Raw genomic sequence first — 22,703 nt, 5'->3', positions numbered from 1 at the left:
CCTCGACCTGCTCCGCCCGATCTACTCCCAGACGGCTGCCTACGGCCACTTCGGCCGCGAGCTGCCCGACTTCACCTGGGAGCGCACCGACCGCGTGGACGCCCTGCGCCAGGCCGTGGGCCTGTAGCCCCCGCCCCCGCCTTCCACGAGGCCCGGCTCCCCGACGGGGGCGCCGGGCCTCGGCGTGTGGGCCGGGCGACGGGCGGGCGCCGGTTGTCGGTGCCGTTTGGTAAGAATGCAAGCGTGAGCAGCGAGAACGGGGTGCCCCGGGCGGACGGGGACGGTGGGGCCGAGGCGGCGCCGCCGGAACAGCTCGCGCTCATCCGGGAGAGCGTGCGCCGGGCGAAGGCGCCGCGGGCCAAGCCGCGGACCTGGCGTGGTGCCGAGCTCGCCAAGGAGCTGCCCGTCGCGCGGGTGCTGGTGGACAAGGGCGTGCTGCACCTCGACCGCTACTTCGACTACGCGGTGCCCGAGGAACTGGACGAGCAGGCGCAGCCCGGCGTCCGGGTCCGGGTGCGGTTCGGGGCCGGGCGCGGACGGGTGCGCGAGGGCCGCCGCGAGGGGGGCGGGCTCATCGACGGATTCCTCGTCGAGCGGCGCGCCGAGTCGGACTACTCCGGACCCCTGGCCGTGCTCGCCCAGGTCGTCTCACCGGAACCGGTACTGAGCGAGGAACTGCTGGGGCTCGCGCGGGCCGTCGCCGACCGGTACGCGGGCAGCCTCGCCGACGTCCTCCAGTTGGCCGTGCCGCCGCGCAGCGCCCGCGCCGAGCAGCGGCCGTCCCCGCCGCCGCTGCCACCGCCCGAGGCGCCGGACGCGGGCTCCTGGGGGCGGTACGAGCACGGTGGCGCCTTCGTCGAGGCGCTTGCCTCCGGCGGCGCCCCCCGGGCCGTGTGGAACGCGCTGCCGGGCCCGCTGTGGAGCGAGGAGCTGGCGAGGGCGGTGGCCGCCACGCTCGCCTCGGGACGCGGTGCGCTGGTCGTCGTACCGGACGGGCGGGCCGCCGCGCGGGTCGACGCCGCGCTCACCGCGGTGCTCGGCGAGGGCCGGCACGCGCTGCTCACCGCCGACGCCGGACCCGAGAAGCGGTACGCGCAGTGGCTCGCGGTGCGGCGCGGGTCCGTGCAGGCGGTCGTCGGGACGCGCGCGGCCATGTTCGCGCCCGTGCGGGACCTGGGGCTCGTCGCCGTCTGGGACGACGGCGACGACAGCCACAGCGAGCCGCACGCGCCCCAGCCGCACACGCGGGACGTCCTGCTGCTGCGCGCCGCCCTGGACGGCTGCGCCTTCCTGCTGGGCGGCTTCGGCTGCACGGTGGAGGCCGCCCAGCTCGTCGAGAGCGGCTGGGCCCGTCCGCTGGTCGCCGGCCGCGAGCAGGTCCGCCGCACCGCGCCCCTGGTGCGGACCGTCGGTGACGAAGACCTGGCGCGGGACGAGGCCGCCCGCGCCGCCCGTCTGCCCTCGCTGGCCTGGCAGGCGGCGCGCGAAGGGCTGCGGCACGGACCGGTGCTGGTCCAGGTGCCCCGGCGGGGCTACGCGCCCCGGATGGCCTGCGCCCAGTGCCGGGCACCCGCGCGGTGCCGGCACTGCTCCGGCCCGCTCGAGGGGCAGGACGCGGGCGTCCTGAAGTGCGGATGGTGCGGCCGCGAGGAGGGCTCCTGGCACTGTCCGGAGTGCGGCGGCTTCCGGCTGCGGGCCCAGGTCGTCGGCGCGCGGCGGACCGCGGAGGAGCTGGGCCGGGCCTTCCCCGCCGTACCGGTGCGCACCTCGGGGCGGGAGCACGTGCTGGACACCGTGCCGGGTACGCCCGCGCTGGTCGTCAGCACCCCGGGGGCCGAGCCGGTCGCCGAGGGCGGCTATGCGGCGGCCCTGCTGCTGGACGGCTGGGCCATGCTCGTACGCCCCGATCTGCGGGCCGGTGAGGACGCGCTGCGCCGCTGGATGGCGGCGGGGGCTCTGGTACGGCCGCAGGGACAAGGAGGCACGGTGGTCGTGGTGGCGGAGCCGACCCTGCGGCCCGTGCAGGCGCTGGTGCGCTGGGACCCCGTCGGACACGCGGTGCGGGAGCTGGCCGAGCGTGCCGAGCTGGGCTTTCCGCCGGTGTCCCGGATGGCGGCCGTGTCCGGCGTACCCGAGGCGGTCGCCGAGTTCCTGGCGGCGGTCGACTTGCCGCCGGACGCCGAGGTGTTGGGCCCGGTCCCGGTGGCTCCGACCTTGCCCGGCCGGCCGCGCCGACCCGGCGCCCCACCGCCCGGCGAGCAGTGGGAGCGGGCGCTCGTGCGGGTGCCCCCGGGCAGTGGGGCGGCGCTGGCCGCCGCCCTGAAGGCCGCGCAGGCCGCGCGCATGGCACGGGGGAGCGGGGAGGCGGTGCGGGTGCGCATCGATCCGCCGGACATCGGGTGACGGGCCGGTGCGTACGGTGCGGCGGCGGGGGCCGTGCGCAGGCCCGGCGCATACGTCCGCCCTCCCGGACGCGGACCGGGAGGGCAGGGGTGGTGGCAGGACGTCAGCCGTTGCGCGGGCCGGGGAAGGCGGTCGGCCGGGCGTCCTCGCGCAGGGCCGGGCTGCCCGCGGTCGGCTGGGTGGGCATGGAGCGGGCCGCGGGGACCGTCGGCACCGTGGGCAGGGCGGTGTTCACGTTGAGCGGGTGGGTGGCGGACGGGTCCGTCGTCCGCTCGGCCTCGGCGGCGGCCTGGGCCGCGGCCCGGCGGGCGCCGTAACGGCGGTGCACCGCCTGCTTGGTGACGCCGAGGGCCGAGCCCACCGCGTCCCACGAGAAGCCGAGCGAGCGGTCGAAGTCCACGGCGGCCGTGACCAGGGTCTCGACACTGTCCCGGAGTTCCTGGGCCAGACGCACCGTCGGGGCGGGGGCGCGTCCGTAGACGACGAAGCCCGTGGACGGGCCGGAGCGGCGCGGGCGGTAGACGTTGCCCAGCTGGGCGGTGAGTGTGCGCAGGGCGTCCACCTGCCGGCGGACCCGCTCGATGTCCCGCACCAGCAAGTGCAGGCTGGCCCGGGCCTGGGCGTCGTGGGTTGCGTGGTCGGCCATGAACAAGCCTCTCGAACCGGCGTTGAAAGGAATTGGGCCGCCGAAGCGGCCCGATGTGGTCAACTCTTTCTTGACCAACGCGTGTGCGCTCCGCTGGTCACGGGGTGGGGGCGTACGGGCATATGCGTACGCCGCCCTCCGGTCCGCGCGCCGCCCGTTCCCGGACGGAACCTCGGGGCCGTTCGCCGTCGGCGCCTTCGCGGTCATGGTCATAGACTGGTGCGCTGCCCGCCCGACCCCCGCCCGAGAGGCCCGATCCCGCCCATGAAGCTCGTCTTCGCCGGTACCCCCGAGGTCGCCGTTCCCGCTCTGGACGCCCTGATCGCCTCCGGGCGGCACGAGGTGGCCGCCGTCGTCACGCGGCCCGACGCGCCGGCCGGGCGCGGGCGCAGGCTGGTCGCGTCGCCCGTGGCCGAGCGGGCGGAGGAGGCCGGGATCGAGGTGCTCAAGCCGCTGAAGCCGCGGGACCCGGAGTTCCTCGAGCGGCTGGGGGAGATCGCCCCGGACTGCTGCCCGGTCGTGGCCTACGGCGCCCTGTTGCCGAAGGCCGCCCTGGACATCCCCGCCCACGGCTGGGTCAACCTGCACTTCTCGCTGCTGCCCGCCTGGCGCGGGGCGGCACCGGTGCAGCACTCCCTCATGGCGGGCGACGAGATCACCGGTGCCTCCACCTTCCTCATCGAGGAGGGGCTGGACTCCGGGCCCGTCTACGGGACCGTGACGGAGGAGATCCGGCCCACCGACACCAGCGGCGACCTGCTCACCCGGCTCGCCTTCGCCGGCGCGGGGCTGCTGGCCGCGACCATGGACGGCGTCGAGGACGGCACGCTGAAGGCCGTTCCGCAGCCGTCGGAGGGCATCTCCCTCGCGCCGAAGATCACCGTCGAGGACGCCCACGTGGACTGGGCGGCCCCCGCGCTGCGGGTGGACCGTATGGTGCGCGGCTGCACCCCGGCGCCCGGCGCCTGGACGGCCTTCCGCGGCGAGCGGCTCAAGCTCATCCAGGTCACGCCCGTGCCCGAGCGGACGGACCTCGCCCCGGGCCGGCTCGCGGTGGGCAAGAACAGCGTGCACGTCGGCACCGGCTCGTACGCCGTCGAACTGCTGTGGGTGCAGGCCCAGGGCAAGAAGCCGATGCGCGCGGCCGACTGGGCCCGCGGCGTCCGCATCACGGAGAACGAGACACTCGGCGCCTGATCCCTGCCGGGAGCGCCGGGAGCGCCGGGAGCGCCGGGAGCGCCGGGACGTCGGGTGGAGCGGCACGTCCCGGAGGACGCAGAGGCGGCAGGGCGGTGCCTTGTGACGCCGTGCCGTTGGCCGGGGCCCACGAAGTGACCGGGGCCGTACCGAGGCACGGCCCGCGTGCGTCGGAAGCGTGCCGGTCCGCCGGATCCGCTCAACCGGCCCGTGAGTCAGGCCCTGGGCGACGGACGGGTGAGGACGAGGCCGGGGTCAGAACGCCGGCCGGCCGTCGGCGGTGGGCCGGGTCGGGCTGACCCGGGGAGCGTGCGACGCAGCCGTGCCCATCGGGGTGTTGGTGGCCGGGCCGGCCGGTGGCGGCCATTCGGGCTGCGCCGGGCCGGGGCCGCGGCGTTCGCGTCCGGGGCGCCGGACGTGGCGGGCGGCATTGTCCGGGCCGCGGCACGGCACGGTGCGCGGGCGGTGAGGTCGTGGGGCGACGCCGCGGCAACGCGCCGGGGCGGCGCCGCGGTCGCCATGGGGTGGCGCGGCCCGGTCGCCCGTCGGCGGGGCGCCCCGGGCGGTGGGAGGGGCCTCGGGGCGACGTAGGCTGGACGGTGCAGCCACCTTCTTCACATCCGGAGCACCTTTTTCGTGAGCGAGCAGTCCCGGCGGCCCCACAAGCCCGCCAAGCCCTACCGCCGTCCCCAGAAGGACCCCGTCCGCATGCTGGCCTTCGAGGCGCTGCGCGCGGTCGACGAACGGGACGCCTACGCCAACCTCGTGCTGCCGCCGCTGCTCAGGAAGGCGCGGGAGAAGGGCGACTTCGACTCCCGGGACGCGGCCCTCGCCACCGAGCTGGTGTACGGCACGCTGCGCCGGCAGGGGACGTACGACGCCGTCATCGCCGCCTGTGTCGACCGGCCGCTGCGCGAGGTCGACCCGCCGGTCCTCGACGTGCTCAGCCTCGGCGTGCACCAGCTGCTCGGCACCCGCATCCCGACGCACGCCGCCGTGTCCGCCTCCGTCGAACTGGCGCGGGTGGTGCTCGGCGACGGCCGGGCCAAGTTCGTCAACGCCGTGCTGCGCAAGGTCGCGCAGGACGACCTCCAGGGGTGGACGGAGAAGGTCGCGCCGCCCTACGACGAGGATCCCGAGGACCACCTCGCCGTCGTGCACTCGCACCCCCGCTGGGTCGTCTCCGCGCTGTGGGACTCCCTCGGCGGCGGGCGCGCCGGCATCGAGGAGCTGCTGACCGCCGACAACGAACGGCCCGAGGTGACGCTCGTCGCCCGCCCGGGCCGGTCCGGCACCGAGGAGCTGCTGCGCGAGGAGTCCGCGGTACCGGGACGCTGGTCGCCGTACGCCGTGCGGCTCGCCGAGGGCGGTGAGCCGGCGGCGGTCGACGCCGTGCGCGAGGGCCGGGCCGGCGTGCAGGACGAGGGCAGTCAGCTGGTCGCCCTCGCGCTGGCGAACGCCCCGCTCGACGGCCCCGACGAGAAGTGGCTCGACGGCTGTGCCGGGCCCGGCGGCAAGGCGGCGCTGCTGGCCGCCCTGGCCGCCGAACGCGGCGCCGCCCTGCTCGCCGCCGAGAAGCAGCCGCACCGGGCCGGCCTGGTCGCCAAGGCCCTGCACGGCAACCCGGGGCCGTACCAGGTCGTCACAGCCGACGGGACCCGGCCGCCGTGGCTGCCCGGCAGCTTCGACCGGGTGCTGATGGACGTGCCGTGCACCGGCCTCGGCGCCCTGCGCCGGCGCCCCGAGGCCCGCTGGCGGCGGCGCCCGGAGGACCTCGACAACTTCGCGCCGCTCCAGCGGACCCTGCTGCGCACGGCGATCGACTCCGTGCGGGTCGGCGGGGTCGTCGGCTACGCCACCTGCTCGCCGCACCTCGCCGAGACCCGGGCGGTCGTCTCCGACGTGCTCAAGCAGCGCCCGGACACCGAGCTGATCGACGCCCGCCCGCTGCTGCCGGGGGTCCCCGACCTCGGCGACGGCCCCGACGTCCAGCTCTGGCCGCATCTGCACGGCACCGACGCGATGTACCTGGCGCTGATCCGCCGGACCGGCTGACCCGGCCCGCGGGGCACGTCCCGCGCACCCGGGGTGCGACACCGCGGACACCTCCGAGCGTCACGGCCCGTTCACCGAGTGTCGCGGAAGCGCTCCGGCTACGCCGCGTGTCGTCCACAGGCGACCGCCCGCGGTCGTACAAATACGACGAACGGCCTCGCCTGTGGACCGGTGCGAACATCAGTGCTTCGGACATGGCAGGCTTGGGTCATGGCCGCGCAGATCAACCCCAGCATCCTGTCCGCCGACTTCGCCCGCCTCGCGGAGGAGGCCAAGGCGGTCCAGGGCGCCGACTGGCTCCATGTCGACGTCATGGACAACCACTTCGTCCCGAACCTCACGCTCGGTGTGCCGGTGGTGGAGTCCCTGGCCCGGGCGACGGACACCCCGCTGGACTGCCACCTGATGATCGAGGACCCCGACCGCTGGGCGCCCCAGTACGTCGAGGCGGGGGCCTCGTCGGTCACCTTCCACGTGGAGGCCGCCGCCGCGCCCGTGCGACTCGCCCGGGAGATCCGTGCCAAGGGTGCCCGTGCCTCGATGGCGCTCAAGCCGGCGACGCCGATCGAGCCGTACGAGGACCTGCTGCCGGAACTCGACATGCTGCTGATCATGACCGTCGAGCCGGGCTTCGGCGGCCAGGCCTTCCTCGACATCATGCTGCCGAAGATCCGCCGCACCCGGGAGCTGATCGGCAAGCACGGTCTCCAGCTGTGGCTGCAGGTCGACGGCGGCGTGTCGGCCTCGACGATCGAGCGGTGCGCGGACGCGGGGGCGGACGTGTTCGTCGCCGGCTCGGCCGTGTACGGGGCGCAGGACCCGGCGGAGGCGGTACACGCACTGCGCAGCCAGGCGGACGCGGCCACCGCCACGGCGTCCTGGGCATGCGACCACTGAGCCACAGCTACGTGAACGGTTGAGAGTACGGCGCCCATCAGGGCGGATCAGTTGCGCCGAATCTGCAAGGATGAACGGCGAATCCAGAGTGTGAACAGCAGTGAGGAGATCGCCGTGTCGGGTATGTCGGCGGGCCGGTCAGCCATGCGGATGGGACCCGCTGAGCTGGTCCAGGCGGCGGCCATGGCCCGCCGCTTCTACCTCGAGGGCAAGTCCAAGATCCAGATCGCGGAGGAGTTCGGCGTCAGCCGCTTCAAGGTGGCCCGGGTCCTGGAGACGGCTCTCGAACGGGATCTCGTGCGCATCGAGATCCGCGTCCCGGCCGAGCTGGACGCCGAGCGCTCCGACGCGCTCCGCGCCCGCTACGGCCTCAGACACGCCGTCGTGGTCGAATCCCCGGCCGACGCCGAGGAGACCCCCGACCCGGAGAACCTGGGCGAGGTCGCGGCCGACCTGCTCGGCGAACTCGTCAACGAGGGGGACGTGCTCGGGCTGGCCTGGGGACGCTCCACCATCCACATGGCGGCGGCGCTCGACCGGCTGCCGCCCTGCACGGTGGTGCAGCTGACGGGTGTGTACGACGCCGGGACCGCCGAGCGCGGCTCCGTGGAGGCCGTGCGCCGTGCCGCCCAGGTGTCCGGCGGCGACGCGCACCCCATCTACGCGCCGATGCTGCTGCCCGACGCGGCGACCGCGGCGGCGCTGCGCAACCAGACCGGGATCGCCCGGGCCTTCGAGTACTTCGACAAGGTCACGGTCGCCTGCGTCTCCATCGGCTCCTGGGAGCCGGGCATCTCGACCGTCCACGACATGCTCAGCGACGAGGAGCGCGCGCACTACGCCTCGCTCGGGGTCGCCGCCGAGATGTCCGCGCACCTCTTCGACGCCGACGGGCGGCGGATCGGGCGGGACCTCGGCGAGCGGTGCATCACGGTCAAGACCGACCAGCTGCGCCGTATCCCGGAGGTCGTGGCCATCGCCGGCGGGCAGCGAAAGGCGTCGGCGATCGACGCGGTGCTGCGGTCCGGCCTGGTCACCAGCCTGGTGACGGACACCTCCGCCGCGGACTACCTGATGACCGCGGGCCCGACGCCGAAGCCCGCGCTCAACCGCCAGGACCCCGACGGGCCCTGAGCGCGGGTCGCGGCACCCGCGTAGCGGGACGGCCGTGGCAGCATCGTCCACATGCTGCTGCGGTTCGTCCCCCGCGCGCTCGCGGGACTGCTGGTCTGCCTCTCCGTCCTGCTGACGGGGTGCTCGCCCGGCCCGGTCACCACCACCGCGCCGGCGGCGTCCACCCCGGCGTGGGCCAGGGGCACGGGCACCGTGGCGGCGTCCCGGCTGCCCGCCGAGGCGCGCAGGACGCTCGCGCTCATCGACCGGGGCGGCCCCTACCCCTACGCCCGCGACGGCGTCGTCTTCGGGAACTTCGAGGGGCGGCTGCCGGCGCACCGGCGCGGCTACTACCACGAGTACACCGTGCCGACGCCGGGCTCCCGCGACCGCGGGGCGCGGCGCCTCGTCACCGGTCAGGGCGGGGAGATCTACTACACCGACGATCACTACGACACGTTCCGGGCGGTACTGAGATGAGCCAAGACCTGACGGGGCGCTTCGTGGTCGCACTGGACCTCGCCGGCGTCACCGACAAGCCCGGCCTGATGGACCGCGTCGCCCGGGCCCTCGCGCTGCCCGACTGGTTCGGCCGCAACTGGGACGCGCTGGCCGACTCCCTGTGCGACCACACCGTCTGGCCCGAGGGCGCGGTCGAACAGGGGATGCTCGTCGTCGTGCGGGGCTGGCAGCCGTACGCCGAGGCGAGCCCGCGGGAGTGGCGGACCGCCCAGGAGGTGTTCGCCGAGGCGGTGGACCGTACTCCCTCCCTCGCCGTCGTCCTCGCCCTTGGAGGAACCTCCTAGGTGATCGGCCGCGACCCTGGATGTTCTGTCGGGGCCTGACAGCCGCGGCGTCATGGGACAATGAAGTACGTGCTCTTTTCCCCTGGCGCACCCGTCGGGGGGTCACCTCTGATCGACTGGGATGTGCAGCACGTGCGTTTCCTCAATGACATCCAGCCCGCGTACGACCTGACGTACGACGACGTGTTCATGGTGCCGAGCCGCTCCGCGGTGGGCTCGCGTCAGGGCGTGGACCTCAGCTCCCCGGACGGCACGGGCACCACCATCCCGCTCGTCGTCGCCAACATGACCGCCATCGCCGGCCGCCGCATGGCCGAGACGATGGCTCGCCGCGGCGGCCTGGTGGTCATCCCGCAGGACATCCCGATCGACGTGATCACGGACGTCATCTCCTGGGTCAAGAGCCGCCACCACGTGCTCGACACACCCATCGTGCTGGCCCCGCACCAGACCGTCGCCGACGCACTCGCCCTGCTGCCCAAGCGGGCCCACAACGCCGGTGTGGTCGTCGACGAGAACCAGCGGCCCGTCGGTGTGGTCACCGACGCGGACCTGACCGGCGTGGACCGCTTCACCCAGCTCGAAGTGGTCATGTCCAAGGACCTGCTCCTGCTGGACGCGGACATCGACCCGCGCGAGGCCTTCCACACGCTGGACACCCACAACCGGCGCTACGCGCCCGCCGTGGACAAGGACGGCAAGCTCGCCGGCATCCTCACCCGCAAGGGCGCCCTGCGGGCCACGCTGTACACCCCGGCCGTGGACGCCCAGGGCAAGCTGCGCATCGCCGCCGCCGTCGGCATCAACGGCGACGTGGCGGGCAAGGCCAAGCAGCTGCTCGACGCGGGCGTGGACACGCTCGTCATCGACACCGCGCACGGCCACCAGGAGTCGATGATCAGCGCGATCAAGGTGGTCCGCGCCCTCGACCCGCAGGTGCCGATCGTCGCGGGCAACATCGTCTCCGCCGAGGGCGTCAAGGACCTCGTCGACGCAGGCGCGGACATCATCAAGGTCGGCGTGGGCCCCGGCGCCATGTGCACCACCCGCATGATGACCGGCGTGGGCCGGCCGCAGTTCTCGGCCGTCCTGGAGTGCGCGGCCGAGGCGAGGAAGCACGGCAAGCACGTGTGGGCGGACGGCGGTGTCCGCCACCCGCGCGACGTGGCCATGGCCCTCGCGGCCGGCGCGTCCAACGTCATGGTCGGATCCTGGTTCGCCGGCACCTACGAGTCCCCGGGCGACCTCCAGCAGGACGCCGGCGGCCGGCTGTACAAGGAGTCGTTCGGCATGGCCTCCGCGCGCGCCGTGGCCAACCGGACCTCGGAGGAGTCGGCGTACGACCGGGCCCGCAAGGCGCTGTTCGAGGAGGGCATCTCCACCTCGCGGATGTTCCTCGACCCGGCCCGACCGGGCGTCGAGGACCTGATCGACTCGATCATCGCGGGCGTCCGCTCCTCCTGCACCTACGCCGGCGCCGGCTCCCTAAAGGAGTTCGCCGAGAAGGCGATCGTCGGCATCCAGAGTGCCGCCGGCTACGCCGAGGGCAAGCCGCTGCACGCCAGCTGGAGCTGACCCCAAGTACCGTCCGCGCGGCCCCCGTTGTCCCCCTCCCGGGAACAGCGGGGGCCGTCGGCGTTCCCGGGCTCCGCGGGGCCGGCGGAGCCCGTCGCAGGGCCCTCGTGCAACGGTCGGCAGCCCGCGCGCAACGATTTGGCATTCCGGTCGGATGAACGCAATGATCATGCGGGCATGCGCAAGGTTGCTGCATTACGCCCGTAAAGCCCACCCCCGTAGGGTGCTGCGCTGTACGTGGCGTGGCGGGGACTCCGCTCGGCGGATCCCTGCTCTCGCGGGCTGCCGCCGGTCCCCGCCCCGAGGGTCCGGCGGCCATGCCGGACCCGACCCCACCCAGACCGGCAGCGATAAGGAGCCCCTACGTGCTCGACCAAGGCGCACCCCCGCACAACGAGAGAGCGGCCGCCCCCGCGTCCCCGGGCGTCGCCGCGCGCCTCATGCGTCGCAAGCCCGTGGAACGCCTGGTCGCCGAGGGCGGCCAGGGCGAGGGAGGGCAGCTCCGGCGCTCCCTCGGACTGTGGCAGCTGACCATGATCAGCATCGGTGCCACGCTCGGCACCGGCATCTTCGTCGTCCTCGGCGACGCCGTCCCGAAGGCCGGTCCGGCGGTCACCCTGGCGTTCGTGATCGCCGGCCTCACGGCCCTGTTCTCGGCGCTGTCGTACGCCGAGCTGGCGGGCAGCATCCCGGTCGCCGGCTCCTCCTACTCGTATGCGTACGCAACGCTGGGTGAGCTGGTCGCCTGGGTCTGCGGCTGGTGTCTGGTACTGGAGTACGGCGTGTCGGTGGCCGCCGTCGCCGTCGGCTGGGGCGAGTACCTCAACGAACTGCTCGACGGCACGATCGGTGTCACCATCCCGGGCGTCCTGTCCTCGGCTCCGGGCGAGGGTGGCATCATCAACCTGCCCGCCCTGATCGTCGTCCTGCTGGCGATGGTGTTCCTGCTCGGCGGCGCGCGCGAGTCCGCCCGCGCCAACACGATCATGGTCTGCGTGAAGATCGTCGCCCTCGTGCTGTTCTGCGCGGTGGGCTTCATGGGCTTCAAGTCCGGCAACTACGCCGACTTCATGCCGCTCGGCATGACGGGTGTCAGCGCCGCCGGCGCCACGCTGTTCTTCTCGTACATCGGTTTCGACGCCGCCTCCACCGCCGGTGAGGAGGCCAAGAACCCCAAGCGCGACCTGCCCCGGGCGATCATGCTCTCGCTGATCATCGTGACCGTGCTGTACGTGCTCGTCGCGGGCGTCGCCGTCGGCGCCTGGAACTGGAAGAAGTTCGACGGCTCGGAGGCGACCCTCGCCGCGATCATGGACGACGTCACCGGCCAGACCTTCTGGGGCACCCTGCTGGCGCTCGGCGCGGTCATCTCCATCGCGAGCGTGGTGCTCACCGTTCTCTACGGCCAGACCCGCATCCTCTTTGCGATGGCCCGCGACGGCCTGGTGCCGAAGGCGCTCGGCAAGGTCCACGCGAAGACCGGCTCGCCCCGCCTCAACACGGTGATCGTGTCCCTCTTCTGCGGTGTGCTCGCCGCGCTCATCCCGCTGGGCAAGCTGGTCGACGCCACCAGCATCGGCACGCTGTTCGCCTTCGCCCTCGTCAACGTCGCGGTGATCGTCCTGCGGTACAAGCGGCCGGGGCTGGAGCGCACGTTCAAGGTGCCGTTCGGGCCGGTGCTGCCGGTGCTGGGCTTCCTGTTCTGCGCGTACAACATGTTCAGCCTCGACACCGTCACGTGGGTCGTCTTCGGATGCTGGATGGCCGTCGGGCTCGTGTTCTACTTCGTGTACGGCTATCGCCGTTCCCGTCTCGCGACCGACGACGTGCTCGCGGTGACGGCAGAGAAGTGATCGAACCGAAGAAGTGAACAACCCCCTGTGCTGAACGATCTCGACGAACGCATCGTGCACGCCCTCGCCGAGGACGCCCGCCGCTCCTACGCGGACATCGGGCAGATGGTCGGCCTGTCAGCGCCCGCGGTGAAGCGGCGCGTGGACCGGCTCCGCGCCACCGGAGCCATCACCGGGTTCACCGTCCGGGTGGATCCGGCGGCGCTCGGCTGGGAGACCGAGGGATTCATCGAGATCCACTGCCGGCGCAACACCTCGCCGGAGACCATCCAGCGGGGTCTGGAGCGCTACCAGGAGGTCGTGGCCGCGTCGACCGTCACCGGCGACGCGGACGCGATCGCCCAGGTCTTCGCCTCCGACATGCGCCACTTCGAGCGGGTCCTGGAGCGGATCGCGGGGGAGCCGTTCGTGGAACGGACCAAGTCGGTCCTGGTCCTGTCGCCCCTGCTGCGCCGCTTCTCCTCCGGTGCGCCGGGGTAGGGAGACACGGTTCCCCGCGCCTTTCCGGGCAGGCTGCGCCGCAGCCCCCAGGGGCGCGGGAAACCGCGCGAGCGACCACGGTGGCCCCGCACCCGGCGACGAGGACGAGCCCCCGCTCTACTCCGCCGCCTTCCGCGCGAGCGGATTGTTGCCGATCGAGTTGTGCACGCTGAAGCTCACCGCGTCCGGCCGGTAGCGGTCGTCCGACCACTCGACCGGCCGGCCCTCCCGTGTCGTCGTCACACGCCGCACCCGCAGCAGCGGGCTGGTCCGGCGCACCCCGAGCAACTCGGCGTCCAGCGCGCCGCAGGCCACCGCGTCGATGACGTGCTCGCCGTAGGCGAAGACCAGACCGGTGTCGTCGTACAGGCGCTGGGTGACCGACGGACAGTCGGGCTCGATCGCCTCGACCGCGGGGGAGATCCAGTCGGCGTACACGGTGCGCTCCAGCAGCACCGGCTCGCCGTCCAGGCCGCGCACCCGCAGGACGTGCAACACCGGTGTGCCGACGGTGAGTTGCAGGCGCACGGCGTCCTCGTGGCCGGCCGGGCGGTACTCCTGGGTCACGACGTGGCCGGTGGCCTCGTGGCCCATGGCCCGCGCCCACTGGGCGAAGCTGCGCAGTTCCTCGAAGCTCTGGCTGCGGCGGCTGGCCAGGACCACCCGGCGCGCGCCCTGCCGGGACCCGATGAGCCCTTCGGCGGTCAGGGCGGCGACGGCCTGGCGGACGGTGCCGCGCGAGACGCCGTAGTGCGCGGCGAGTTCCGACTCCGAGGGCAGCCTGCTGCCGACCGCGTACTCCTCGCGGTCGATCGCGCGGCGCAGTTCGTCCGCGATCTCCTCGTGTCGCGCCGTCATGCTTCCCCTCTGCGTAGGCCGCTGTGCACAGCGTGACCAGCCTAATCGACGTTCCCCGGTGATCCGTTCCGGCCGGAAGTGTGCAGGGAATCAGGGGTTGCTGTTTCGCCGGTGTTCACGGACAGGACACCGACGCCGGGCGTACTGAGGCCAACTTGTTCATACAAGTTGCCCGCACTACTCCACCCTCGTGCGCCCCCTGGAGAGACCGTGACCGTGTCCCTGCCGAGAAACGCCGTCCTCGGCGGTTCCCTCGCCGTCGTCGCCGCGCTCGCGCTGAGCGCCTGCGGCGCCGCCCCCGACAACGCGTCCAGCACCACCAAGACCGGCAGGAACGCCGCCACCGCCACCTCCGCGGCCGACTTCGGCGGTATGGACGCCCTGGTCGAGGCCGCCAAGAAGGAGGGGAAGCTGCACATCATCGCGGTGCCCCGCGACTGGGCCAACTACGGCGCGATCATCGACGGCTTCCAGAAGAAGTACGGCATCAAGATCGAGGACGAGAGCCCCGACGGCTCCAGCCAGGACGAGATCAACGCCGTCACCTCCCGCAAGGGCCAGGACCGCGCGCCCGACGTCCTCGACCTCGGCAGCTCCTTCGCCCTCAGCGCCGCCCAGCAGGGCCTGCTCGCGCCGTACAAGGTGGCCTCCTACGGCGACATCCCCGAGGCCCAGAAGGACCCGCAGGCCCGCTGGTACAACGACTACGGCGGCTACATCTCCATCGGCTGCGACGCCAAGCGGGTGAAGACCTGCCCCACCACCTTCAAGGACCTGCTCAAGCCGCGGTACAAGGGCCAGGTCGCCCTCAACGGCAACCCCACCAAGTCCGGCTCGGCGTTCGGCGGCGTCTACGCGGCCGCCCTCGCCGACGGCGGCTCCTTCGACGACATCCAGCCCGGCCTCGACTTCTTCGCCAAACTGAAGAAGAACGGCAACTACACGCCCGTCGAGTCCACCCCGGCCACCGTCGAGAAGGGCGAGACCCCGATCTCCGTCGACTGGGACTACCTGAACGCCGGTTACGCCGACGAGTTCCGGTCCAAGGGCGTGGACTGGAAGGTCTCCATCCCGGCCGACGGCCAGTACGCCCAGCACTACTCCCAGGCGGTCAACAAGGACGCCCCGCACCCGGCGGCCGCCCGCCTGTGGCAGGAGTACCTCTACAGCACCGAGGGCCAGAACCTGTGGCTCAAGGGCTACGCCCGGCCCGCCCTGATGACCGCGATGGACAAGGCCGGCACCCTCGACAGGACGGCCGCCGCCAGGCTCCCGAAGGTCACCGGCACGCCCGCCTTCCCGACCGAGGACCAGCAGAGCAAGGCCAAGACGGCCCTCGCGCAGGGCTGGGGCAAGGCCGTCTCCGGATGACCGCCGCCCTCCCGCGCGCGGACGTGGCGCCCGCCGCTCCGGCGAAGCGGCGGCGCCACGCCCCCGGCTGGCTCGCCGTGGTGCCGCTGCTGGTGTTCACGGCGATCGCCTTCGGGCTGCCGGCCCTGGCGGTCCTTGACGGTGCCTTCACGGTCAAGGACCCGACGACGGGCGCCGCCTCCTACACCGCCGCGAACCTCACCGCCTCGCTCCGGGGCCCGTACCTCACCGCCCTGCTCGGCAGCGTGAAGCTGTCCGCGGTCTCCGCCGTGCTCGGCGCCCTGCTCGGGCTGCCGCTCGCGCAGGCCGTGGCCGGCTCCCGCTCCCGCGCGCTGCGCGAGGCCGTGCTGACCGCGTCCGGCGTGCTCGCCAACTTCGGCGGGGTCCCGCTCGCCTTCGCCTTCGTCGCCACCCTCGGCAACGCGGGCGTGCTGACCGTGCACCTCGGCCTGAAGGACACCGGCTGGGACCTGTACAGCTTCTGGGGACTGGTCCTCGTCTACCTGTACTTCCTGATCCCGCTCATGGTCCTCACCATCACCCCGGCCCTGGACGGTCTGCGCTCCCAGTGGCGGGAGGCCGCGCTGAACAACGGCGCCACCGGTGTGCAGTACTGGCGGCACGTGGCCCTGCCCGTGCTGGCGCCCTCCCTGCTCGGCGGCCTGGTGCTGCTGTTCGGCAGCGCCTTCGCCGCCTACGCCACCGCCGCCGCGATGGTCGGCAGCGCGGTCCCGCTGGTCACCCTGCAGATCGCCGACGCGCTGTCCGGCAACGTCCTGGTCGGCCAGGAGAACGTGGCCCTCGCCCTCAGCCTCGACATGGTGCTGGTGGCGGGCCTGGTGATGGCCGTGTACCTGCCCCTGCAACGACGGAGCGCCCGATGGCTCGACGCCTGACCCCGTGGCGGTGGGCCGTCCTCGGCCTGGCCGCGCTGTACTTCCTGGTGCCGCTCACCGCCTCCGTGATCTTCACGGTCGACGTGCCCGGGCAGGGCGTCACGTTCGACGCCTACACCAGGATCCTGTCCACCGAGGGCTTCGTTTTCAGCCTGCTGCTCTCGCTGGAGCTGGCCGTCGCCACCATCGCGGTCGTCCTGCTGCCCATGGTGCCCGCCGCGGTCGCGCTCAGGCTCGGTGCGCCCCGGATGCGACCGGTGGTCGAGGTGGTGTGCTCGCTGCCCCTGGTGGTGCCGCCGATCGCGTTCGTCGCCGGGATCGTCACCGTGCTCAAGTGGGGCCCGGAGCATCTGTCCCGGACCCCGCTGTTCCAGACGTTCGTGGTGATCCAGAACGAGAACTTCCCCCTGGTCCTCGTCCTCGCGTACGTCGTGATGGCGCTGCCCTTCGTGTACCGCGCCCTGGACGCCGGCCTGCGCTCCATCGACGTACGGACCCTGGTCGAGGCCGCCCGCAGCTGCGGTGCCTCCTGGCCGCAGGCGCTGGTCCGGGCCGTGCTGCCGAACCTGCGCGGTGCCCTGCTGAACGCCTCCTTCCTCACCCTGGCACTGGTCCTCGGCGAGTTCACCGTCGCCCAGCTGCTCGGCTTCCGGCCCTTCGCCGTGTGGATCTACAACGTCGGCGGCTCGCAGGCCCAGATGTCCGTCGCCGTGTCCGTGCTCAGCCTGCTCGTCACCTGGGCCCTGCTCCTCGCGCTCGCCGGTGCCGGCGGCGGACGCACCCGAACCGCTTCTTCCCGGGGATGAACCGTCATGACCGTCACCACGCCTGAGAAGGCAACGGCCGAGAAGGCCGCCACCGTCGAATTCCGCGGTCTGCGCAGGGAGTTCGGCGCCACCGTCGCCCTCGACGGACTGGACCTCACCGTCCGGCCGGGGGAGTTCCTTGCCCTGCTCGGCCCGTCCGGCTGCGGCAAGACCACCGCGCTGCGCATGCTCGCCGGGTTCGAGCACCCCGACTCCGGCGCCGTCCTGGTGGACGGCGAGGACGTCACGCGGGTCCCGGCCCACCGTCGCGACGCCGGGATGGTCTTCCAGTCGTACAGCCTCTTCCCGCACCTGGACGCCCTCGACAACGTCGCCTTCGGGCTGCGGATGCGCAAGGTCCGCACGGCCGAACGCCGCTCCCGCGCGGCCGAGTTGCTGGAGCTGGTCGGCCTCGGTGACAAGGGCGCGCGCTACCCGCACCAGCTGTCCGGCGGCCAGCAGCAGCGCATCGCGCTCGCCCGCGCCCTCGCGCTGCGTCCGCGCGTGCTGCTGCTCGACGAGCCGCTGTCCGCGCTGGACGCCAAGGTGCGCCTCACCCTGCGCGAGGAGATCCGCCGGCTCCAGCAGGAGCTCGGCATCACCACCCTGTTCGTCACCCACGACCAGGAGGAGGCCCTGTCGGTCGCCGACCGGGTGGCCGTCATGCGGGCCGGGCGGCTCGAACAGTGCGCCGCGCCCGCCGAGCTGTACGGGCGTCCGGCCACCGCGTTCGTCGCCGAGTTCGTGGGCACCATGAGCCGTTTGCCGGGCGAGCTGAAGGACGGCACCGTCGAGGTGCTCGGGCAGCGGCTGCCCGCCGAGGGCGAGGTGCCCGACGGCGCGGTGGACGTGCTGGTGCGGCCCGAGGCCGTACGGCTGCACACCGACGACCGGGGCGGCGCCCGCGTGGTCGCCACCGCCTTCCTCGGCGCGGTCGTCCGGGTCACCGTACGGCTCGCCGACGGCACCGAGGCCAAGGCCGACCTGCCCGCGCACGAGGCCGCCGGACTCGGCGCCGGAACCGCCGTCACCGTGTCGCTGCCGGAGCGGCCGGTGCTGGTGGCCGAACGTATCCAGAAGTGAGGAAAGACCCCGACGTGACCCCCCACGCCCCCGACCGCCCCCACCACCGTCTGCACGCCGTCCTGTTCGACATGGACGGCACCCTCGTGGACACCGAACGCCTGTGGTGGGAGGCGGTCGAGCAGGTCGCCGGACGCCCGCTGACCGAGGCCGACCAGCCGGAGGTGCTCGGCCGCCCCGTAGAGCACACCGCCGACTGGCTCGGCGCGGCCACCGGCAGGCCGGCCGCCGACCTCGCCGCCGTCCTGCACCGCGAGTTCGCCGAGCGCGTCCGCACCGGCATCGTGCCCCGCCCCGGCGCCGTCGAGCTGCTGGACGCGCTCGCCGCCGCGGGCGTCCCCACGGCCCTGGTCACCGCGTCCCCGCGCGCGGTCGCCGACGTCGTCCTCGACGCACTGGGCGCCGACCGGTTCGCGACCTCCGTCACCGCCGACGACACCGCCCGCACCAAGCCCGCCCCCGATCCCTACCTGGCCGCCTGCCGGATCCTCGGGGTCGACCCGCCGGCCTGTGTCGCCGTCGAGGACACCGAGACCGGCGTCGCCTCCGCCGAGGCCGCCGGGTGCACGGTGCTCGCCGTGCCCTCGCTCGCGCCGATCGGCGAGGCGCCCGGCCGGACCGTGCGGGACAGCCTGGCCGGGGTCACGGCCGCCGACCTGGAACGGATGGCCGTTCCCCGGCTTCGCGTGATGAGCTGGAACCTGTGGCTCGGCGGCAGCAAGGTCGACGACCACCGGGCCAAGCAGGTCCAGGCGGTCCTGGAGAGCGGTGCCGACGTCGTCGGGCTCCAGGAGACCGGCGGGACGGCCGCCCAGGAGCTGGCCGAGGCCCTCGGCTGGCACCACCACCGGGCCGGCGAGAACCTCGGCGTCCTCAGCCGCCACCCCGTCACCGCCCGCTTCGGCGACCCGGACGTCGGTTTCTACGGCGCCGCCGGTGTCCGGATCGCGGTCGCCCCCGGCCGCGAGGTGGACATCTGGACCGCACACCTGCACTACACGCCGTACGGGCCCTACGAGGCCGCCTTCGACGGACTGCCGGCGGCCGGGCTGATCGCCCACGAGGAGCTGCGGCTGAGCCAGATGCGGGACGCGCTGGACCGGATCGCCGAGTCGTCGGACGACGGCGTCCCGGTCGTCCTCGTCGGGGACTTCAACTGCCCCTCCCACCTGGACTGGCCGGACGTGCGCTGGCCGGTGACCGAGGCGGCCGAGGACGCGGGGTTCGCCGACTCCTTCCGCGAGGCCCACCCCGACCCGGCCGCCGAACCCGGGCACACCTGGTCGCCCGTTCATCCGGTGCACGAGGACGGCGGCGGACGGCCCGAACCGCAGGACCGGATCGACTACGTCCTGCACCGCGGACTGACCGTGCTCGACTCCCGGACGCTGGTCACCGGCACCCCGCGGCCCTGGCCGGACGTGGCGGGCAACGACTGGCCCTCCGACCACGCGGCGGTCGTCACCACCTTCGCCCTGCCCGCCGGGTGACCCGGGGTTACCGCAGGTCACCATTGCGGGGCCGGTGCTGATCCCGTAGGTTGTGCCGAACTTTCTACCGACTGGTAACACCGGCAGGTCTCCATGCGCTGGCCCCTCGGCCGTCCCACCACCGTTCGTGCGCGGATCGTGGCGCTCGCGCTCGCCCCGGCCGTCGCCCTGATGGCCCTGTGGAGCTTCGCCATGGTGTCCGTCACCGCCGAACTGCGCGCGCTGGTCCGGCTCCAGGGGGTGTACGAGGACTTCGGCACCCCCGTGGACACCGCGGTCGGACAGATCCAGATCGAGCGGCGGTTGTCCGCCACCTACCTGGGCGGCCGCCTCGACACCACCACCGCCGGGCAGCTGCTCGGCCAGCAGCGGCGTACCGACCGGGCCGTGGACGCCATGCGGCAGGCGGTCCGGGACGGAGACCGGGACCGGCTCACGGACCGTCAGCGGCAGGCCCTGGACACCATGGTGAAGGCCACCGGCAGGCTGGAGGGGCTGCGCGAACGCGTGCTGTCCCGGCGGCTCAGCTGGGACCGGGCCGTGGACGAGTACAGCGCGCTCGTCGAGCCCGGCTTCGACGTGCAGTCCACGCTCACCGCGCTCCAGGCCGGACAGCTCGCCCGCGAGGCACAGGTCGTCGTCGAGCTGGTCCGGGTCCGGGAATTCGTGTCCCGGGAGGACGCCCTCGTCGCGGGCGCACGCGCGGCCGGCACGCTGACCGACCGGCAGTACGACAGCCTGACCGCGACCATCGAGGACCGGCGCGTCTTCGAGCGGACCTACGTGCCGGACCTGCCCGCCGACTCGCGGGCGCTGTTCGAACAGTTCGCCCGGGACGACCCGCACCGCTCCCTGGAGCGGGGCGAGGACGCGCTGCTGCGCTCCGGTGCCGCCGGGGCCGGGCGGGCCGTCGCCGCCGACAGCTGGCGCTCCACCACCGACCGGGCCGTCAAGCGGTACATGCTGCTGTGCACCCGCTCCGCCGAGAACTCCGCCGCGCGCGGACGCGCCTTCGCCTACCGGGAGCTGACGAAGGCGGCCGTCGTCGGCGCGGTCGGGCTGGCCGCCGTGGCCCTGTCGCTGTGGTTCGCGGTGCGCGGCGCCCGGCGGATCTCCCGGCGCCTGGAGACCCTGCGGGACGCCGCCGACGTCCTCACACAGCGCCAGCTGCCCGACGTCATGCGGAGACTGGGCGCCGGCGAGGAGGTGGACGCGGCCGCCGAGGCCCCGCCGCTCGCCGCCGACGACGTGCGCGACGACGAGATCGGGCAGGTCGGCCGGTCCTTCAACGCGGCCCGCCTGGCCGCCGTGGAGGCCGCGGTCCGGCAGGCGACCCTGCGCCGCGGTCTGTTCGCCGTCCTGCTCAACATCGCCCGGCGCAACCAGGCGCTGGTGCACCGCCAGCTGAAGCTCGTCGACACGCTGGAGCGGCGCACCGAGGACCCGGACGTGCTGCGCGAGCTCTTCCGCATCGACCACCTGACCACCCGGATGCGCCGGCACGCGGAGAGCCTGATCATCCTGTCCGGCTCCGCGCCCGGCCGCCGCTGGCGCAGGCCCGTGCCCGTCGCGGACGTCGTCGCGTCGGCCGTCGGTGAGATCGAGGACTACGCGCGCGTGGTCGTGCCGCCGATGCCGGAGACGGGCGTGGCCGCGGACGCGGTCGCCGACGTCGTGCACCTGGTCGCCGAGCTGCTGGAGAACGCCACGGTGTTCTCTCCGCCGCACACCCAGGTCACCCTGCGCACCGGGCGGGTGGGCGGCGGCTTCGTCCTGGAGATCGACGACCGGGGCCTCGGTCTCGACGCCGGACAGCGGGCCGAGGCCCAGCGCACCCTCACCGACCCCGACGCCTTCGACCCGACCCGCCACGACCGGCTCGGCCTGTACGTCGTCGGCCGCCTCGCCGCCCTCCACGGCATCGAGGTGAGCCTGCGCGACTCGCCGTACGGCGGTACGACGGCGGTGGTGCTGCTGCCCGAGAGCGTGCTGGCGGAGCCGGAGCCGGTGCGGGCCGCAGCGGGGGTACGCCGGCCGGCGACGGACGCGGAGACGGGCCGGGGAGCCGGGGCGCGGCCGAGGCCGGACGGCACCACGGACACGGCCGCGGGCGCACCGCCGGCGGGCACCGCGGACCCGGCGACCGGTGTCCGTGCGGCGCGCGGGCTTCCCGCGCCGCGGGCCGGCGAGGGGATCGCCCCGGTGCGGGAGCTGCCGACGAGGAAACGGACGCGGCCCGCGCCGGCGACCGCCGCACCGGTCGTTGAGCGGGATTCGCCCGCCCCGGAGTCTTCGGTCCGGGAACCCGCCGGATCGGTCGTGGAGGGGGACTCGCCCGCCCCGGCGCCCGCCGGATCGGTGGTGGAGCGGGATTCGCCCGCCCCGGAGTCTTCGGTCCGGGAGTCCGCCGGATCGGTGGTGGAGCGGGATTCGCCCGCCGCGGAGCCTCCGGCCCGGGAACCCGCCGGACCGTCCGTGCTGCCCACGTTGCCCAGCCGGACCCGCCAGGCCGCCCTGGCCCCCGAGCTGCGCGACGAGCCGGCCGGACCCGGGGCCGTGCCCGAGCGGGCCCTCGACCCGGAGGAGATGCGCGCGATCTTCGGCGCCTTCCAGCGGGGCCTCGACCGCGGCCGCAAGGGCCTCCCCGCGGCCGGGGAGCCGGGCGCGGACGGGACGGCAGCGCAGGCCACCGACATGACCACCCACGCCGACGAAGGGACGGACACCGACGATGCCCGGTGACGATCACAACCCCGAGCAGACCGACGTGCCCGCGGGAGCGCCCGGCACGGACCTGGGCTGGCTGCTGGACGATCTCGTGGCGCGCACCGACCACGTACGCCAGGCCGTGCTGCTCACCGCCGACGGGCTGCCGCTCAGCAGCTCGGACGGCATGCGCAGACGGGACATCGAGCACCTGGCCGCCATCTGCTCCGGCTTCCACGGCCTGGCCAGATCGGCGGGGGAGCGGTTCGCGGCGGGTGAGGTGCGGCAGACCATGGTGATGCTGGACGACGCCTACCTCTTCATCACCCCCGCCGGCCACGGCAGCAGGCTCGCCGTGCTGAGCGAGGCCCGGACCGACGTCGGTCAGCTCGCCCACGAGATGGCCCTCCTCGTCCGCCGCCTCGGCAGCCACCTGGACGCCGCCGCCCGATCGGGCTCCTGAGCCGA

General features: G+C 73.9%; 20 protein-coding genes. 18 read left to right on the top strand and 2 right to left on the bottom strand.

Annotated features, from left to right (window positions below; translation table 11 throughout):
• Both ACF08B_RS34465 and ACF08B_RS34460 read left to right on the top strand, forming a co-directional pair.
• Positions 1-127: methionine adenosyltransferase domain-containing protein (locus ACF08B_RS34465; RefSeq protein WP_392320985.1), on the top strand; the 127-nt coding region annotated here is incomplete at its 5' end.
• A 116-nt stretch (positions 128-243) separates the two neighbouring features.
• Complete coding sequence (locus ACF08B_RS34460) at positions 244-2,403, top strand: primosomal protein N' (protein WP_392320982.1); 2,160 nt, start codon at positions 244-246, stop codon at positions 2,401-2,403.
• 103 nt (positions 2,404-2,506) lie between these two features.
• Here ACF08B_RS34460 and ACF08B_RS34455 read toward each other — a convergent pair whose 3' ends face one another.
• Positions 2,507-3,049, bottom strand: coding sequence for a hypothetical protein (locus tag ACF08B_RS34455; protein ID WP_093479202.1), 543 nt, complete (start codon positions 3,047-3,049; stop codon positions 2,507-2,509).
• Between the two features lie 264 nt (positions 3,050-3,313).
• Between ACF08B_RS34455 and fmt the strand changes: the two genes are divergently transcribed.
• From fmt to ACF08B_RS34410, 9 genes are all read left to right on the top strand, one after another.
• Entirely contained in the window at positions 3,314-4,246 is a 933-nt protein-coding gene (gene fmt / locus ACF08B_RS34450; RefSeq protein ID WP_392320981.1) for a methionyl-tRNA formyltransferase, read from the top strand.
• Positions 4,247-4,882: 636 nt separating this feature from the next.
• Positions 4,883-6,301 carry an RsmB/NOP family class I SAM-dependent RNA methyltransferase gene (locus ACF08B_RS34445; protein WP_073899379.1) on the top strand — a complete coding sequence of 473 codons (1,419 nt, stop codon included), beginning with the start codon at positions 4,883-4,885 and terminating at the stop codon, positions 6,299-6,301.
• 210 nt (positions 6,302-6,511) lie between these two features.
• Entirely contained in the window at positions 6,512-7,198 is a 687-nt protein-coding gene (gene rpe, locus ACF08B_RS34440) for a ribulose-phosphate 3-epimerase (protein WP_392320980.1), read from the top strand.
• 90 nt (positions 7,199-7,288) lie between these two features.
• Positions 7,289-8,332, top strand: coding sequence for a sugar-binding transcriptional regulator (locus ACF08B_RS34435; protein WP_073899375.1), 1,044 nt, complete (start codon positions 7,289-7,291; stop codon positions 8,330-8,332).
• Between the two features lie 51 nt (positions 8,333-8,383).
• The gene (locus ACF08B_RS34430; RefSeq protein ID WP_392320979.1) at positions 8,384-8,791 is read left to right on the top strand and encodes a ribonuclease domain-containing protein; all 408 of its coding nucleotides are present in this window, start codon (positions 8,384-8,386) and stop codon (positions 8,789-8,791) included.
• Complete coding sequence (locus tag ACF08B_RS34425) at positions 8,788-9,117, top strand: barstar family protein (RefSeq protein ID WP_392320978.1); 330 nt, start codon at positions 8,788-8,790, stop codon at positions 9,115-9,117. The genes ACF08B_RS34430 and ACF08B_RS34425 overlap by 4 nt, the downstream gene beginning before the upstream one ends.
• Positions 9,118-9,240: 123 nt before the next feature.
• Positions 9,241-10,692 carry a GuaB1 family IMP dehydrogenase-related protein gene (locus tag ACF08B_RS34420; RefSeq protein WP_392320977.1) on the top strand — a complete coding sequence of 484 codons (1,452 nt, stop codon included), beginning with the start codon at positions 9,241-9,243 and terminating at the stop codon, positions 10,690-10,692.
• Between the two features lie 365 nt (positions 10,693-11,057).
• Positions 11,058-12,545 (top strand): amino acid permease, encoded by a 1,488-nt coding sequence (locus tag ACF08B_RS34415; RefSeq protein WP_392320976.1) that lies wholly within the window; start codon positions 11,058-11,060, stop codon positions 12,543-12,545.
• A 27-nt stretch (positions 12,546-12,572) separates the two neighbouring features.
• Positions 12,573-13,025 carry an Lrp/AsnC family transcriptional regulator gene (locus ACF08B_RS34410; RefSeq protein ID WP_073899367.1) on the top strand — a complete coding sequence of 151 codons (453 nt, stop codon included), beginning with the start codon at positions 12,573-12,575 and terminating at the stop codon, positions 13,023-13,025.
• A gap of 117 nt (positions 13,026-13,142) precedes the next feature.
• Here the strand turns inward: ACF08B_RS34410 and ACF08B_RS34405 are convergent, their stop codons facing one another.
• On the bottom strand, positions 13,143-13,883 hold the full coding sequence (locus ACF08B_RS34405) for a GntR family transcriptional regulator (RefSeq protein ID WP_392320975.1): 741 nt from the start codon (positions 13,881-13,883) through the stop codon (positions 13,143-13,145).
• 210 nt (positions 13,884-14,093) lie between these two features.
• Between ACF08B_RS34405 and ACF08B_RS34400 the strand changes: the two genes are divergently transcribed.
• The 7 genes from ACF08B_RS34400 to ACF08B_RS34370 all read left to right on the top strand — a co-directional run bounded on the left by ACF08B_RS34400 (position 14,094) and on the right by ACF08B_RS34370 (position 22,698).
• On the top strand, positions 14,094-15,254 hold the full coding sequence (locus ACF08B_RS34400) for an ABC transporter substrate-binding protein (RefSeq protein ID WP_392320974.1): 1,161 nt from the start codon (positions 14,094-14,096) through the stop codon (positions 15,252-15,254).
• Complete coding sequence (locus ACF08B_RS34395) at positions 15,251-16,150, top strand: ABC transporter permease (protein ID WP_392320973.1); 900 nt, start codon at positions 15,251-15,253, stop codon at positions 16,148-16,150. The genes ACF08B_RS34400 and ACF08B_RS34395 overlap by 4 nt, the downstream gene beginning before the upstream one ends.
• Positions 16,135-16,956, top strand: a complete 822-nt coding sequence (locus ACF08B_RS34390) for an ABC transporter permease (RefSeq protein WP_392320972.1) — start codon at positions 16,135-16,137, stop codon at positions 16,954-16,956. Before ACF08B_RS34395 ends, ACF08B_RS34390 begins: the two co-directional genes overlap by 16 nt.
• A gap of 6 nt (positions 16,957-16,962) precedes the next feature.
• Positions 16,963-18,039 carry an ABC transporter ATP-binding protein gene (locus ACF08B_RS34385; protein ID WP_392320971.1) on the top strand — a complete coding sequence of 359 codons (1,077 nt, stop codon included), beginning with the start codon at positions 16,963-16,965 and terminating at the stop codon, positions 18,037-18,039.
• 14 nt (positions 18,040-18,053) lie between these two features.
• The gene (locus tag ACF08B_RS34380) at positions 18,054-19,529 is read left to right on the top strand and encodes an HAD-IA family hydrolase (protein ID WP_392320970.1); all 1,476 of its coding nucleotides are present in this window, start codon (positions 18,054-18,056) and stop codon (positions 19,527-19,529) included.
• Between the two features lie 93 nt (positions 19,530-19,622).
• The gene (locus ACF08B_RS34375; protein ID WP_392320969.1) at positions 19,623-22,271 is read left to right on the top strand and encodes a nitrate- and nitrite sensing domain-containing protein; all 2,649 of its coding nucleotides are present in this window, start codon (positions 19,623-19,625) and stop codon (positions 22,269-22,271) included.
• A complete protein-coding gene (locus tag ACF08B_RS34370; RefSeq protein WP_079192735.1) occupies positions 22,261-22,698 on the top strand; it encodes a roadblock/LC7 domain-containing protein in 438 nt (145 codons plus the stop codon). Before ACF08B_RS34375 ends, ACF08B_RS34370 begins: the two co-directional genes overlap by 11 nt.
• Positions 22,699-22,703: the final 5 nt, after the last annotated feature.

Origin of the sequence: Streptomyces sp. NPDC015139, assembly GCF_043079785.1 — a bacterium.
GTDB classification, from domain to species: Bacteria; Actinomycetota; Actinomycetes; order Streptomycetales; family Streptomycetaceae; genus Streptomyces; species Streptomyces albidocamelliae.
The sequence above is the reverse complement of the archived record's forward strand: the minus strand, read 5'-3'. Positions and strand labels throughout refer to the sequence as shown.

Excerpts from the sequence above, each read along its gene's own strand:
- ACF08B_RS34455 (WP_093479202.1), bottom strand. The coding sequence starts at position 3,049 with ATGGCCGACCACGCAACCCACGACGCCCAGGCCCGGGCCAGCCTGCAC.
- fmt (WP_392320981.1), top strand. The coding sequence starts at position 3,314 with ATGAAGCTCGTCTTCGCCGGTACCCCCGAGGTCGCCGTTCCCGCTCTG.
- rpe (WP_392320980.1), top strand. The coding sequence starts at position 6,512 with ATGGCCGCGCAGATCAACCCCAGCATCCTGTCCGCCGACTTCGCCCGC.
- ACF08B_RS34430 (WP_392320979.1), top strand. The coding sequence starts at position 8,384 with ATGCTGCTGCGGTTCGTCCCCCGCGCGCTCGCGGGACTGCTGGTCTGC.
- ACF08B_RS34425 (WP_392320978.1), top strand. The coding sequence starts at position 8,788 with ATGAGCCAAGACCTGACGGGGCGCTTCGTGGTCGCACTGGACCTCGCC.
- ACF08B_RS34405 (WP_392320975.1), bottom strand. The coding sequence starts at position 13,883 with ATGACGGCGCGACACGAGGAGATCGCGGACGAACTGCGCCGCGCGATC.
- ACF08B_RS34395 (WP_392320973.1), top strand. The coding sequence starts at position 15,251 with ATGACCGCCGCCCTCCCGCGCGCGGACGTGGCGCCCGCCGCTCCGGCG.
- ACF08B_RS34390 (WP_392320972.1), top strand. The coding sequence starts at position 16,135 with ATGGCTCGACGCCTGACCCCGTGGCGGTGGGCCGTCCTCGGCCTGGCC.
- ACF08B_RS34385 (WP_392320971.1), top strand. The coding sequence starts at position 16,963 with ATGACCGTCACCACGCCTGAGAAGGCAACGGCCGAGAAGGCCGCCACC.
- ACF08B_RS34375 (WP_392320969.1), top strand. The coding sequence starts at position 19,623 with ATGCGCTGGCCCCTCGGCCGTCCCACCACCGTTCGTGCGCGGATCGTG.
- ACF08B_RS34370 (WP_079192735.1), top strand. The coding sequence starts at position 22,261 with ATGCCCGGTGACGATCACAACCCCGAGCAGACCGACGTGCCCGCGGGA.